Source organism: Verrucomicrobium sp. GAS474 (assembly GCF_900105685.1).
GTDB lineage: Bacteria > Verrucomicrobiota > Verrucomicrobiia > Methylacidiphilales > GAS474 > GAS474.
Window position 1 is genome coordinate 724,591 of record NZ_LT629781.1, and the last position, 13,640, is coordinate 738,230.

15 protein-coding genes are annotated in these 13,640 nt (G+C 59.3%); 9 read left to right on the forward strand and 6 right to left on the reverse strand.

Translation table 11 applies throughout. The features are described 5' to 3' along the window. Position 1: 1 nt before the first annotated feature. Genes BLU04_RS03040 through BLU04_RS03055 form a run of 4 tightly spaced genes read left to right on the forward strand, consistent with a single transcriptional unit; the run spans position 2 to position 3,454 of the window. Positions 2 to 802, forward strand: a complete 801-nt coding sequence (locus BLU04_RS03040; RefSeq protein ID WP_093282050.1) for a hypothetical protein — start codon at positions 2 to 4, stop codon at positions 800 to 802. A 9-nt stretch (positions 803 to 811) separates the two neighbouring features. Further along, complete coding sequence (locus tag BLU04_RS03045; protein ID WP_093282052.1) at positions 812 to 1,924, forward strand: hypothetical protein; 1,113 nt, start codon at positions 812 to 814, stop codon at positions 1,922 to 1,924. A 1-nt stretch (position 1,925) separates the two neighbouring features. Next, complete coding sequence (locus BLU04_RS03050) at positions 1,926 to 2,579, forward strand: hypothetical protein (protein ID WP_093282055.1); 654 nt, start codon at positions 1,926 to 1,928, stop codon at positions 2,577 to 2,579. Further along, positions 2,558 to 3,454 carry a hypothetical protein gene (locus BLU04_RS03055; RefSeq protein ID WP_157895060.1) on the forward strand — a complete coding sequence of 299 codons (897 nt, stop codon included), beginning with the start codon at positions 2,558 to 2,560 and terminating at the stop codon, positions 3,452 to 3,454. The genes BLU04_RS03050 and BLU04_RS03055 overlap by 22 nt, the downstream gene beginning before the upstream one ends. 4 nt (positions 3,455 to 3,458) lie before the next feature. Here BLU04_RS03055 and BLU04_RS03060 read toward each other — a convergent pair whose 3' ends face one another. Further along, positions 3,459 to 3,746, reverse strand: coding sequence for a hypothetical protein (locus BLU04_RS03060; protein WP_157895061.1), 288 nt, complete (start codon positions 3,744 to 3,746; stop codon positions 3,459 to 3,461). Between the two features lie 73 nt (positions 3,747 to 3,819). Between BLU04_RS03060 and BLU04_RS03065 the strand changes: the two genes are divergently transcribed. The 5 genes from BLU04_RS03065 to BLU04_RS03085 all read left to right on the forward strand — a co-directional run bounded on the left by BLU04_RS03065 (position 3,820) and on the right by BLU04_RS03085 (position 6,628). Further along, positions 3,820 to 4,206, forward strand: a complete 387-nt coding sequence (locus BLU04_RS03065) for a hypothetical protein (protein WP_093282064.1) — start codon at positions 3,820 to 3,822, stop codon at positions 4,204 to 4,206. A 273-nt stretch (positions 4,207 to 4,479) separates the two neighbouring features. Then, a complete protein-coding gene (locus BLU04_RS03070) occupies positions 4,480 to 5,298 on the forward strand; it encodes a TrbI/VirB10 family protein (RefSeq protein WP_157895062.1) in 819 nt (272 codons plus the stop codon). After that, a complete protein-coding gene (locus BLU04_RS03075; protein ID WP_093282069.1) occupies positions 5,295 to 5,873 on the forward strand; it encodes a hypothetical protein in 579 nt (192 codons plus the stop codon). Before BLU04_RS03070 ends, BLU04_RS03075 begins: the two co-directional genes overlap by 4 nt. A gap of 20 nt (positions 5,874 to 5,893) precedes the next feature. Further along, positions 5,894 to 6,127, forward strand: coding sequence for a hypothetical protein (locus tag BLU04_RS03080; RefSeq protein ID WP_093282071.1), 234 nt, complete (start codon positions 5,894 to 5,896; stop codon positions 6,125 to 6,127). A gap of 75 nt (positions 6,128 to 6,202) precedes the next feature. Then, positions 6,203 to 6,628 (forward strand): hypothetical protein, encoded by a 426-nt coding sequence (locus BLU04_RS03085; RefSeq protein ID WP_093282073.1) that lies wholly within the window; start codon positions 6,203 to 6,205, stop codon positions 6,626 to 6,628. 804 nt (positions 6,629 to 7,432) lie between these two features. On the opposite strand, the gene BLU04_RS03090 is transcribed toward BLU04_RS03085, so the two are convergent. The 5 genes from BLU04_RS03090 to BLU04_RS03110 form a co-directional block, all read right to left on the reverse strand. Continuing rightward, the gene (locus tag BLU04_RS03090; protein ID WP_093282076.1) at positions 7,433 to 10,579 is read right to left on the reverse strand and encodes a CusA/CzcA family heavy metal efflux RND transporter; all 3,147 of its coding nucleotides are present in this window, start codon (positions 10,577 to 10,579) and stop codon (positions 7,433 to 7,435) included. 13 nt (positions 10,580 to 10,592) lie between these two features. Next, a complete protein-coding gene (locus BLU04_RS03095; protein ID WP_157895063.1) occupies positions 10,593 to 11,972 on the reverse strand; it encodes an efflux RND transporter periplasmic adaptor subunit in 1,380 nt (459 codons plus the stop codon). Positions 11,973 to 12,144: 172 nt separating this feature from the next. After that, positions 12,145 to 12,534: a hypothetical protein gene (locus tag BLU04_RS03100; protein ID WP_093282081.1), complete on the reverse strand. Its 390-nt coding sequence runs from the start codon at positions 12,532 to 12,534 to the stop codon at positions 12,145 to 12,147. A gap of 20 nt (positions 12,535 to 12,554) precedes the next feature. Continuing rightward, entirely contained in the window at positions 12,555 to 13,166 is a 612-nt protein-coding gene (locus tag BLU04_RS03105) for an RNA polymerase sigma factor (RefSeq protein WP_093282083.1), read from the reverse strand. A 3-nt stretch (positions 13,167 to 13,169) separates the two neighbouring features. Then, positions 13,170 to 13,640, reverse strand: coding sequence for a periplasmic heavy metal sensor (locus BLU04_RS03110; protein WP_157895064.1), 471 nt, complete (start codon positions 13,638 to 13,640; stop codon positions 13,170 to 13,172).

Here is a 13,640-nt window from a genome sequence, read left to right on the forward strand (position 1 = left end):
CATGAAGTTATTCACAATTTTGGCTGTGGGTGCCGTCCTCGCTTTGGAAGGTGTTTCTTCGGCCCGTGCCCAATATTCCGTCTCCATCGTTTCCGATCCTATCGCCCAGCTCGCCCACTCGGATGACATGGCCCAATGGGCGAAGTCGATCCAGGCCCTCAACACCCAGATCGATCAGTTCAATCAGCAGATCCAACAGATTCAGACGATGAAGAACTTCATCGGTGATCCGTTGGCGGCGGCGGGGAGCATGAACCTCAATCTCCTCGGGGACAGCAATCTGACCTCCTCGGTGGGCCAGCTTTCCTCGACTCTCAATCAGACGGCCAGTGGCGTCCAGGCGTTGACGAATACCTCGGGTGGCCTCTTCACCAGCACCAGCCTTCAGACCCCCAGCGGGTTCGACTTCCAGGCCAACGGTGATCTTTTCAAGCCGTTCGCAGCTATCCAGCAGCAGACGCAAAATGTCACGAGCGTCATCGGCGACACCCAGGCCCGAATCACCCAGCTTCAGCGGGATAAGGCGGCGACCCTCGCCCAGATCCAGTCCTCTACCAACCAGTCCGAAGTCCAGAAATTGCAGGCAAAGGTCGCTGCCATCGACGGGCAGATCGCCGATCTCAACAACCAGCAAGGGACGGCCCAGGCCCAGCTCGTCACTCAGGACATTTCCAATCGGAACGACCGGCAGATGAAAGCCGACGCCGCGAACCAGTCGGCCGATCAGGAAATGTCGGTGTCGCTCGACAACTATTCCAAATGGCAGGGGAACGTCCACGCCAGCCGGAAGGATTTCAAATAGGAGCTTCCCGTGGAAATCAGCGACTTCGTCCCGACGCTCCAGCCGATGGCGGAGCAGATCAGCACCGATCTCCGGTTCGTCTGCTTTTTCGTCCTGACCGCCTCGATCATCGTCCGGGCCTCCCGCACCAGCCACGGCAACGTCGTCGGGCTGATGAAGCCGATCATCACGGCGGCGGTCCTCTGCGGTCTTATTGCTACCCTGCCGGTCTGGTTCAACGCGGCTCGGGACGAGTTTTGGAATATCGCCGTCCTCATCCGCTCGCAGTTTGCCGACGACCCTACTTCGACCAGTTCGGCCCTGATGAAGCTCATCAAACCGCCCGACAACGGTTTCAACTGGCTCGATATTGGGAATTCGTTGATGAAGGCGGTCCAATTCGCCCTTGGTTGGCTCGTCGTCTGCATCGGGGGAATGGTGCAGCTCCCCATGATGATCGGGCAGTTCGTCATGGAATGTCTTTGCTATATGTTCCTCCCCATCGCCCTTTCGCTCTTCTCGATGGAAAGCACGAAGGGGCTGGGGATGCGGTACGTCCAACAGACGCTGGCGATCCTGGCCTGGCCCATCGGGTTCGCCGTGGTCGATCTGGTGGGGTATTCGATTCTGACGGGCCCAATTTCGGCGGGAAGCGCCCTTGCCCTGGCCTACGGCGCGGCGACGAAGTTCACTCCGGCCACGCTTCTCCTCGGATGCATTACCGCCGTCTGGCTCATCCTGGGGAGTCTCGCCGTGCCGATTGTGATGCAGTTGCTCTTTTGTTCGGGAACGCCACTTTCGTCGTCGGTCGGAAAGTCGATTGAATTAGGCATGGCGGCGGGAGGCATCAGTAGACTGTTGTCCGGGAAGCTCGGTGCGGCTCCTTCCTCCTCCGGCCCGTCGTCGCCCGGAACCCCGGGATCGAGCAACGGACCGTCCTCCTCGCCACCGACACCGCCTTCCCCAACACCGGCTGGATCTGGGATGCCCCCGCAACTCGGGACAACACAACAGGCGGCCCTCATGCCCTTATCCGCGCCGGTGAAACCGCAGAAGCCACCACCTTCCTCCGATCCTTCTCTCGACCGTTTCGCCCTCGCCGTCAAACAACTGAACCAGATCCCGCTTGCGATCTCCTACTGAGATGAATGCCGATACCCTCCGCACCACCCACGTCCCCGCCGGGCTTCCCCCTCGGCAATCTCGTCCCGCTCCTACGGTCGTCCGTCTCTTTTCCGATCACGGCTGGGCCGCCCGGATGTGGTTCGCCGTGGCCGTCTGCGCTCTTTTTGCCGCATTGGTGGAACCTTATCTAGTGATTGCCGCCTACCGGACACGGGAGCGGGTCGTGATCCTCGACGAGGCAGGGACGTTTCACGTCTCGCCGCTCCTCAATTTCGAGGATGCCACCCAGCTTCATACCTCCCAAGCGATTCTCGCCTGCCTCGCCCTCTTTCAGAAGAACCCGACCGGATACGATTATCCCGACCTGTTGGAGAAGATGTACCTGCCCGATGCCTTGGAAAAAGCGAAGGCATTACGAAGCGCCCAAGCCGCCGAGTTTTCAGCGAAACAGATCCATCAGAAAGTCGAAATTCAGAAAATCGACATTCTCCAAACACGGAACGATCTCGTCCTGGTCGAAGTGACAGGGCAGCTCCCTCGCGTCGGTGTCTTCAACGGCCAGCCGTTTCCCGAGGCCCCGGCATTCAAAGTCCGCTTCACCCTCGTCCGTAACCCCAACCTGACCGCCAACGGTCGCTTCCCCCTCGCTGTATGGAAATTCGATCTGCTTTGATTCTGCTGTGTGTCTTCGTCACCTCAGTCTGGGCCGATACCCGGCCCGACTTCCGGGCGATCAAGCAATTCCCGCTCGATGACCGGACGGTGTACACCATCCTCATTTCGAGGGACGAGCCGACCACGATCATGTTTCCTAGTGCCCTGACGGCATTGGAAGGGGCCGGGATCACGACCGACCCGGAAGCCTCAGCACCGGTCTTCCTCAATTACACGAAGGGACGGTATTACTTTTCGGTTCGGGCGTTGCAGGAGGCGGCGACGGGACACCTCAACGTCATCTGGAACAAACACACCTATGTCCTGACGTTCCAGACCGATCCCCATCCGTTCAATGCAGTGACGTTCTATCAGCTGACCGATCCCCGCCCGGAGTTGGGACAGCGGGAGGGAGTCGGCCCGACGAAGCTGCTGGGACTACTCGACCGAGCGAAGGCGTATCATCTCATTCAGGGCCAATATCCCGAGGCGTTGCCTCAGATCGACACGGCACAGCCCCATCGCCGGATGTTGTACAAGGATTTCGAGGTCGAGATCGCGGAGGTGTTCCGGTTTGACCCGGAGGACACACTGATTTTCAAGCTCCTGCTCTACAACACTAGCGATAAGGAAATCTGCTACCTGCCTCAGACGTTGGCGGTACGGGTGGGAACGAATGTCTATTACACTTCGCTCCCCGACGCTTCAGGCGTGTTGCCTCCGGGGCGGATCGATCCGAAAACGCAGAAGATCGAGCCCAGCGTCTCGCTGGCTTATTTTGCGGTGACGGGCTCGCCGGACGGAGGAAGGAACAACCTCGCAGTCGATAATCCGTTCAATGTCATCGTGACCCGCGCTCCCTCACCCGTCACGTTGGACGCGGCGACAAAGTAGGCCCCTACTCGAATAACTCGGCCACCTTGACCCGCAAGGCGCGGGCCAGGGCAATGATTTCGACGTCGTTGACCGTCCGCTGACGCAATTCGATCTTGTTGATCGAGCTGCGGCTGAGAAGGACGCCCTGCGATGCCAGCCGCCCTGCGATGTCTTCCAGGGACGCCTTGGGAGTCAATTTGAGGCGGATCGCCCGGACTTTCGCCCCGATCACGTTCTGTTTTCCGTCCCGAGCGCGGGTCCGTTCCCGTTTCGGGCTCTTCCTTGAAATGGATTTGCTCTTCTGAAGCACATCTTGACTTAGCCGACTTGACGTCCAAATATGTTCCTCGGAAGAACATCAAAGACCATTTCCCCTGGACGCCATGAAAACGAGCATCGGTACTGAGTCCTTACCAATCGGAGATCCCTCTACCCGAAAAAAGCCCTTCGTTAAGGCCAAGGCAGGTTTCTGGGCTCCGGCGGACGTTCAGGAAAGTATCCTGGCCCTCGTAGAAAACGGCACCTACGCCGATCAATCCAAGGCCATCGTCGGTCTGCTGCGGAAGGCGCTCCGCGACGATACGCTTATACCGCCACCCCTCCGCAAACGTCTCGACCACCTATCCACCGATCTGGATCGGACGCCTGAAGCCATCGTGCGCCTCTGCGTCGAGGGCATCCTCGAAATGCTCGACGGCCCCGAGGCGACGATTCCCCTGCTGATCGAGGAAGTCCGCTTGCGCCAGCGACGAGGGCAAAACGGCACCTAGATTCCGCGCAAGCCCACTGCTCGCCTGAATCCTCTTTTACTCGCCTGCCGCACGCTGAGGGAAAAGTTCGTTCCGTGATGGAATGGAGGCGTGATCAGCGCCCGCCAATTTCTCGACTTCTTCCAGACGAAGACCGGTCAGTTTGTCGCTTTCGCCGCCGTGGTGACGGTGGCCGGGGGACTCTATTACGGGTTGCGAACCTCCGCGGCTACCTCCGCATCGACTCCGACACTCCCAGCGAAGGAAGCAGCGGCACAGGATCATCCCATCACGGTGAACCGAGAAGGAACGCCCCTGAAGCTTCCCGACATACTGAGCCTTCCCGGAGTCTCCAAAGCCGCTCCTAAGCCACCTGCCCGCCTCCCGATCACCCTTTACGATGGCGGCCCAGACGGGGCGGAGGTCTCGGACACCTATGCCCCCTACGGGCGACTCATTCCCTGCGAGACGGTCATTACGATCGACTCGGCCAAGATTGAGACGCCGATCATCGGTTTTGTCACCGAGGACGTCTATCACAACGGGCGGCTCGTCATCCCGGCAGGGGCCGAAGTCCACGGCAAAGCCCGCACCGATCGTTCCCGCGAGCGGATCGCCAGCGACAACCAGTGGTACATCGTCTGGCGGACGACCGATCAGCTCAACGGGGCCGAACTGGTCGTCAGCGGACTCGCTCTCGATATGGAACGGGACTACGCCAACGGACGCTGGGCCATCACCGACGGCTCCGCCGGCCTTCGGGGCGATCTCATCAAGAGCGACAACTGGGCGGAGATCAAATTGTTCGCAGCCACCTTCCTGAGTGCAGCGGCGGGCGGGCTTCAGGACAACCAGAACATCTTCAATCCGATGACGGGCGGATACCAACAAAGCCCTCTCGATTCTCCGAAGAACGCAGCCCTCCAGGGCACCAGTGCCGTCCTGAACCAATACGCCCAGCAAATCGCCGATTCGATCAAGCAGAACGGCTTTTACGTCCGGGTGCCTGCCGGGAAGCAATTCTATCTCTACGTCATGCAGACCCTCGATCAGGAGAAGGCTCACAAGGCCGAGTCCTTGACCCATTCACCCACGAAATCCCCCACCCCATGAAATGGCTCTATTCCCTCCCCCTGGTCGCGCTGGCCGGGTGCAGCACCACCCCCACCGAAACAACGGTCCCCATTCGGGAGAATCAGGTCGCAGGAACCGCGCTCGACCTTCAGGACACGGAGAATGTCCGGTATAGCGAAGCCCTGAAGGCCTACCCCGTGGGCCGTTATGAAGACCCGAACAATCCCTACGTCCTTCACGAGGCCCACACGATCTACCGAGCCGAGCAGCCTCCTCGCTGGAATCTCAATCCCAACGCCCCGACCGCCGTCCCCCTCGGGCCGACCGTAGCGGTCGCCGATCCGGCGAAGCAGACAGCAGCCCTGAGCGGGGAACTGGAACAGAAGATCCAGCAACAGAACCAGCTTCTTCAGGCAACGGCGGAACAGAACGACCGGCTTTCGCAGGAAATCGATCGGATGAAGACCGAGGCCGACAAGGCTCAGGCCGCTGCCGCCGCGAACGAGGCGTTGCGGCGTCAGGTGGCCGACCAGCAAGCCCAGCTCGATGTCCTGAAAACCCAAGCCGACAAGACTCCGCCCCCCCGGAAGGCGTGGTGGGAGCTGTGGCATTAACTCATCTCAAAGACCCCTCTATGATCATCACCCTGCCCATACCGGACGACGTGGCCCGCGAATACTTTGTGGCCGCCGAAAAACTGACCACGCATCTCGCCCCGCTGGGGCGCTCCCCGGACGCCCGCACCCTCATGGTAATGGCGCTTTCCTCGATGACGGCCGAGGAGATGGTCGGCCACTTCGACCTGGCCCTCCGCAGCATCGTGGGAGTTCCGATCCCCAGCGAAGTATCACCCGATTTTCAGAACTGAACGATTCGTGTGAGAAAGGCGTCCCGGCCCACACGCTAAAGAAATGGCCAGGCGCATCCAACCCAGGAGGCCGATATGGCATTGAAGTTGAAGAATCAGCCCTCTTCCCCGGCGGGAGAGGCTCCCGAGGAGGCGGAAGGCCGCGCTCCCCGGATTAATGAGAAGGTCGATCAGAAGCTGACCTCGTTCATGGAGGAGAACCAGAAGGCGACGGAATACTATCGCAAACTGGTTCGGGAAGATCCGGAACGGGCCGTGCGGACGATCATGCTCGCCAAGCTGAACAAGTACGAGGATCAGATGCGTCTCGTCGAGAAGCAGATGCCCCAGGTGAAGCAGTGGATCGATCAGAACCCCGGTATGCGGGAGAAGATCGAGGCCCGGATCAAGGACGTGAATCCGATCTACAAGGAGATCGCGTTCGTGAACGAGGCCGTGAAGATGCGCGGTCGCCTCGACTTTTCCCCGTCACAGGGAGTCCAGGCGAGTCTCGCGGCCTGAAACGAAAGAACCGCCCCGGAAGTCCGGGGCGGTTCATATTTCCTTGGATGGGAAGCCACTCTCGATTTTTGGCTTCATGGAGTTTATGAATATGGGATTTTATTTGCATTCCCCCTTTTTACCCTCCGTTTGGACTCCTATTAGGAAGTGGGTCATTGTTGGCTGGCGGCCCCTGATCCCGCACGTCGCGACTGCGCGCCACTTTGAGGATTTGAACCAACTGCGGCCATTCCAAGATGTCGGATTCGATCATCTTATCGACCATAGCCATACATTCGCGGACATATTTTCCGAAAGTATATCCAATAAGGTCAGCATCTCTCTTCGCACGATTCCGCATCTCAGGCGGATATTTAACGGAAGTTGGATTGACTGGGAGCATGGAGAACATAATAACATAAACGTTCCCATCGGGAATTATATTTAGGGTATTACTTGGTAATACCATAAAGTTATTTATCCCATTAAATAGACAATATTATACTACCCTGCTATGCACCCCGAAAGGCAGCAGTTTTTGAACTTGAGACGGTCCCCTGCCCGTCTGAATGCGGAAGAAACCGCTTGGTTTCTTGGATTTCTTCCCCATGAGATACCGGTGTTGATGGCGGCCAAGTTACTTAAACCATTGGGTACTCCTGCGGCGAATGGTTGTAAATATTTCTCAGTCTCTGAAATAGACGTTCTTCGAGAAAATCCCATTTGGCTTGCAAAGGCTTCCAATGCGATCGTCACTCATTGGAAAACCAAAAATCGCCGAAGAATTCATAAGAACCATTGAAGTAATTTTTACTTGGTTATTTTTTAGGCATGCGGATTTTTTGGTGTGATTTCTCTGCCTTTCCAAAGCACATAAATCACCGGATAAAGCAGCAAATTCAAAACCGCCGAGGTGATGACGCCGCCAACCATCGGCACAGCGATGCGCTTCATCACGTCGGCTCCGGTCCCGACGCTCCAGAGGATCGGCAACAGGCCGAAGAGAATCGCGCAGACCGTCATCATCTTCGGGCGGATGCGTTGCACGGCTCCTTCCTTTACGGCGGCAAAGAGATCGGCCATCGAATTCATCTGCCCTCGCGCCTTCCGCTCGTCATAGGCTTGATCGAGATAGAGGAGCATCACCACACCGGTCTCGGCGTCGATCCCGGCCAGGGCAATGAGGCCGACCCAGACCGCGACGCTTAGGTTGTAATCCAGCAGGTAGATCAGCCAGAAGGCCCCAATCAATGAAAAGGGGACCGACAGCAGGACGATGCAGGTCTGCGCTGCCGAACGTGTGTTCAGATAGATCAGGACGAAGATGATGAGCAGGGTCATCGGGACAACGAAGAGCAGCGTCTGCTTCGCCTGCTGGAGGGACTGGAACGATCCGGCCCATTCAATGTAATAGCCGGGCGAGAACGACACCCTTTCGCCGATGCGATGCACGGCGGCTTTGACATAGCCGTCGATGTCGGTGGCCGTCGTATCGACAAAGACAAAGCCGACAAGCTGGCCGTTTTCACTTCTCACCTCTGGAGGGCCGCTCTCGAAGGTGATCTGCGCCAGCGTCGACAAGGGGACTTGAGCGCCGGAGGGGGTCGCTACGGGAATCTGCTTGATAGCCTCCACGTTGTCGCGGAAGTCCCGGGCGAACCGGACGCTGATCGGGTATCGTTCCCGTCCCTCGACGGTTTGGGAAACCGTATTGCCGCCGATGGCCGACTCGACCACGGTGTTCACGTCCTCGATTTTCAAGCCGTAACGGGCGATGGCGTCCCGGTCGGTCGTGATGTCGAGATAGCGCCCTCCCGTCGTTCTTTCGGCAAAGACGCTTCTCGTATCGGGAAGATCGCTGAGAGCCTTCTCGATGTCGGTGCTGACGCGGTTGATCCCGTCGAGATCCTTTCCAAATACCTTGATGCCGAGGTTGGAGCGGAACCCGGTCGTCAGCATCTGGGTCCGGGTCTGGATCGGCATCCAGAAGACGTTCGCCATGCCGGGGGTCTTGGTCTTCTGGTTGATTTCCTCGACGAGCTTGTCCCAGGTCATTCCCTTGCGCCATTCCTCCTTGGGCTTGAGCTGCACCGTTGTCTCGAACATCGAGAGGGGGGCGGGATCGGTCGAGGTTTCGGCCTGCCCCGCCTTCCCGAAGACGGTCTCGACCTCGGGGAAGCTTTTCAGGATGCGGTCCTGCCCCTGCAACACCTTGATGGCCTCGTCGATAGCGATGCCGGGAATAGCGGTCGGCATGTAAAGAAGATCTCCTTCGTTGAGAGGAGGCATGAACTCGGAACCGAGCTTCATCACCGGAATGATCGTCAAAGCCAGGGCGATCACCGACAGGAGAATGGTCGTCTTGCGGAAACGGAGAACCCAATCGACCAAAGGCCGGTAGATCCAGATCAGGAAGCGGTTCACCGGATTCTCCGCCTCGGGGGTGATCTTGCCACGAATGAACCAGACCATCAGGACCGGCACGAGGGTGATGGAGAGGAGCGCGGCGAAGAACATGGCGAAGGTCTTCGTATAGGCCAAGGGCTTGAAGAGACGTCCTGCCTGCTCTTCCAACGAAAAGACGGGGACAAACGAGACGGTAATCACCAAGAGCGAAAAGAAGAGCGGGCGGCCCACCAATCGGGCAGCCGCCAGAATAGCTTCGACCCGCTGGCTGTTGGTCAGTTCTTTCCCGTGATTCTCCTCCCTGGCCCGCTCCAGGAACTTGTGGGCGTTCTCGATCATGATGATCGCCGCATCGACCATGGCGCCGATCGCGATGGCGATGCCGCCGAGCGACATGATGTTCGCCGTAAGATGGAGATGCTGGAAGGGAACGAACGAAAGGAGGATCGCCAGCGGGAGCATGATGATCGCCACCAGGGCGCTGCGGAAGTGCCAAAGGAAGACAATGCAGACGAGGCTGACGATGATACTCTCCTCCAGCAGCTTCTCCCGCAGGGTATCGACCGAACGGTGAATGATCTTCGAGCGGTCGTAGACCGGGACGATCTTGAGTCCCGGAGGGAAGGAGGGTTCCAGCTGCTTCAGCTTTTCCTTCACTCCGTCGATCACCCGGAGGGCATTTTCTCCGTAACGCATGACGATGACGCCGCCGACGGTCTCGCCTTTCCCGTCTAGTTCAGCCGCACCATAACGAAGATCGGGGCCGAGAGTCACCGTACCGAGTTGGCTGACGAGAATGGGCGTTCCTCCCGCATCGGTCTTCACCGCGATCTTCTCGATGTCCCGGGTCGATTTCAGGTAGCCCCGGCCTCGGACGTAATATTCGGTCGTCGAGACTTCGAGGGTCTTGCCTCCCACGTCCTGGTTGCTCTTGCGGACGGCGTCCATGACGTCGTTGAGGGAGACGTGGTAGGAAAGGAGTTTGTTCGGATCGAGGTTGACCTGATATTCCTTCACGAAGCCGCCGACCGTGGCGACCTCGGAGACTCCCTTCACGCTCGCGAGCGCGTAACGGAGGGTCCAATCCTGGAAGCTGCGAAGTTGGGCGAGGTTACTGTGGCCGCTTTCGTCGACCAGGGCGTATTCGTAGACCCAGCCGACACCGGTGGCGTCGGGACCGATCGTCGGATTCACTCCCTCAGGAAGGGAGCCGCGCACCGAGTTGAGGTATTCGATGACCCGGGAACGGGCCCAGTAGATGTCGGTCCCGTCCTCGAAGATGACGTAGACGAACGATTTGCCGAACATCGATTCGCCCCGGACGAACTTGACCTTCGGTGCCGAGATGAAACGGCTGGAGATCGGATAGGTGATCTGGTCCTCGACGAGCGAGGGGCTGCGGCCCTCCCAATCGGTGTAGATGATGACCTGGGCGTCGGAGAGGTCGGGAATCGCGTCGAGGGCGGTGTGACGGAGAGCCGTAACGCCCCAAACCGCTCCCAAGAAGACCAGGATGCAGATGAGGAAGCGGTTCCTACCGCTCCAATCGGTGATTTTTTCGATCATAACGTTCTTTCCGTTACGGTTTCATCGCCCCGGCAGCGTCAGGCATCGCATCGGAAGACTGCCGCTCGCCCCAGGTCTTGAGGGCTCCCTGCACCCGGCTTTCGGCGTCGATCAGGAAGTTTGCGCTGGTGACGACCCGGTCGTTCTCGGACAGCCCGGAAAGGACTTCGTAGAAGTCTCCGAACTTTTCCCCGAGATCGGCGAAGCGGGGCTCGAGCTTGCCGCCTCCATGGTCGAGGAAGACGACATAGCGTCGGCCCGTCGGGATCACCGCGCTCGCGGGCACCGCGAGCTTCGTGCCGAGCGCCTGGCTCCCCTCGACCGTGGCGTACATGCCGGGGCTGAACCGGTGGCCCGGATTCGGAAGGATGAAACGGACCGTTTGCCGCCGGGTCTCTTCCATGAGATGGGGATTGATGAAGTCGACCTTGGCGGTGATGGCCTCCTCGGGAAAGGCAGGGAACCGAATCCGGAAGTCCTGGCCCGGGCTGACGTAGCGCACCTGATCTTCGGAGAAATCGGCCTGGACCCACACCGTGGAAAGATCGACGACCTTCAGGAGGGATTGCCCCGCCTCGAAACGCATCCCTTCGGTCGAGGTCTTTTCCATGACGTGACCGCTGACCGGGGAAAGGACGTCGAAGGTGCCCTTGAGACCCTTGCCGGAACGCAGGTCGGTTTCCGACATCTGCACGGCGAACTTTTCCAGATCGGAAATCTGAGATTCGGAAAGATCCCAGACACGCAGTCCCTTCCTCATCCGCTCGATCTGCTCGAAGACAAGGCGGCTGTTCGTGTTGTTCATGCCACCGTCCGAGGTCCGGGCGTAGGATCGGTAGGCCTTGATGTAGTCGAGTTGAGCGTCGATCCATCCCTCGACCAACACCGTCATCAAGGGCTGGCCTTCGATGACGGGTTTGCCGACGTAACCGGCGTAGAGCTTGACGATATAACCGCCGCTCTTGACGTTGACGTCCCGCACCCCGGCCTCATCGATGCCCACTTTGGCCGGAGCGCTCAGGGGACGCTGTATTTCCTGCTTCGCCACGACCCCGGAACTCACGCCGATGGCCTGGAGCCGTTCCGGCGGAATATCGAAGGCGTTGGTTTCCGGTGCGGCGGCTGCCGCTGTCCCTGCGACGGCGCTGGCTCCGCTCTTCAGGACCGGCACCAAATCCATGCCACAGATCGGGCACTTCCCCTTCGGGTCCTGCGAACGGACGCTGGGGTGCATTGTGCAGGTGTAGTAGTCGACGTTCGGATCTTTCTTGGCCGATCCTTCTCCGGCCTTCGTGCAGCCGAAGAAAAGAAGAGTGCCGACGGCACCGGCGGCACCGGCAAGGAATCGGCGCCTCGGTAAGGGAGGTGCGGGCTGGCTATCGGATTGATTCATGGAAAATGGGGGGTTCATAACGTGATCGACGGTTGAAGTGGAAGGGAGACCGAGTGGATCTCCTTGGAGAGGGAAGGCGCAGAACCGTTTTGACCCGCAGCGGACCCGCCACCATGACGGCGTCCTGCAAAGGAGATAAACGGAAGGCCTTCCTATCGGGAGGCGGGGGGAATCAAATGAGCCAGACGCTCAATTGCGGGCGCGAAGGGCCGCTTGGGAATCGACCGGGATCGGCCAGAAGACCCACCTCATACCGATGCGGCAAGCTAACGGTCAGAGCCGGAGCATGCCAGGGCACCGCCGCAAAGAGAGAAAGGAAGTCCACCCGGAGCGAAGGCACCATGCCCGGCTCGATCACGACCTGATGTTCCGTCGTATCGGCGATGCACATACCCTGCGAGCAGGGACAGCATTCCCCGTGGCAAGCCTTGGCCATGGAACACATGCCCAGGGAATAGCCCGATGTCAGGATCGTCAGCAACAGAAGGGCCGACGCGGAGAGCATCAGTCCCTTGATCCAGACGGAGGAAAGTGAGGTGCGCCAAGGCATCAAGGGGTTCATAGCAGCTTTCGGACCAGTGTTCAAATGCCCTTGTTGCCCGATTTTTCATCCGGCCCGAAAAATGCCCTTAGCCGGTCCCGCAAAAGCTGCCGGGCCCGATACAGGCGCATCTCCACGGCCTTGGCGCTACATTCCTGAACCCGTGCGATTTCCTCGTGGCCGAGATTTTCGTATTCGAACAGGAGAACGGCAGTCCGTAGGTCTTCAGGCAGTAAGGTGATCGCGGTTTGGACAGCCGCTGCCTTTTCGCGGGCAAGGACCGTCTCGGAGGGGGTCGCCCCCGGATCGACCGGCTCCTGCCGTGGCGAGTCTTCCCCGTCGGCCTCGACCCCCAGGGGAACCGTCGGGTGCCGGACCTGCCAGCGGACATGGTTGCGGCAGAGATTGGTCGCGATAGTGAAGAGCCAAGTAGCAAATTTTCCCGTGGGCTTGTAGCGCCCGCGCTGTTCGTAGACCCGCACGAAGGTCTCTTGGGCCAGGGAGACAGCGTCATGCTCCCGCCCGAGATGCCGGAAAAGATAATGGGTCATCGGTCGCTGCCAGCGGTCCATGATCTCCTTCAACGCCAAGTCGTCGCCTTCGCTCAGGCGCCGCATGGCCGCGTTGTCTGCGTCTTCGAGTTCCGGCACCATGGCTCAGGGGAGAAGAGGCGTTTCGGAATTCCGCGACTCAGGCCGCAAGACATGGGGTTCCATGACTTTCAAGTAGCGTTGCCGCTGGTCGGGATTCATGACCTGGCCTTCGCGGTAAATCTCTTGCAGCATGGCCGTTTGGCACGCCTCTCGCACTTGAGCGACTTCCCTGAGAGCTTGGGCAAGTTCCGGCGTGAGGGATTGGTTCTTGCCGACAAGCTCCTCAAAATTCGTTTGGGCCTTGATCATCCGCTGGCATAAGGCGTCACACTCGGGGTCGTAGGCCCCGTGAAGACGCTTGATCTCGGCGAACTGTCGGTCGTCCAGCTTGAACTCGTGGCGCAGCCATTCCAGCTCCGCATCCCGGGACTCGACCAGGGAGCGGGTAGGATGCATGCCCAGCCGATAACTGATCGACCAGACCACCATGACGGCCATCCCCAGGAGCAGGGCTAATACGAAGAGCCGCTTCAT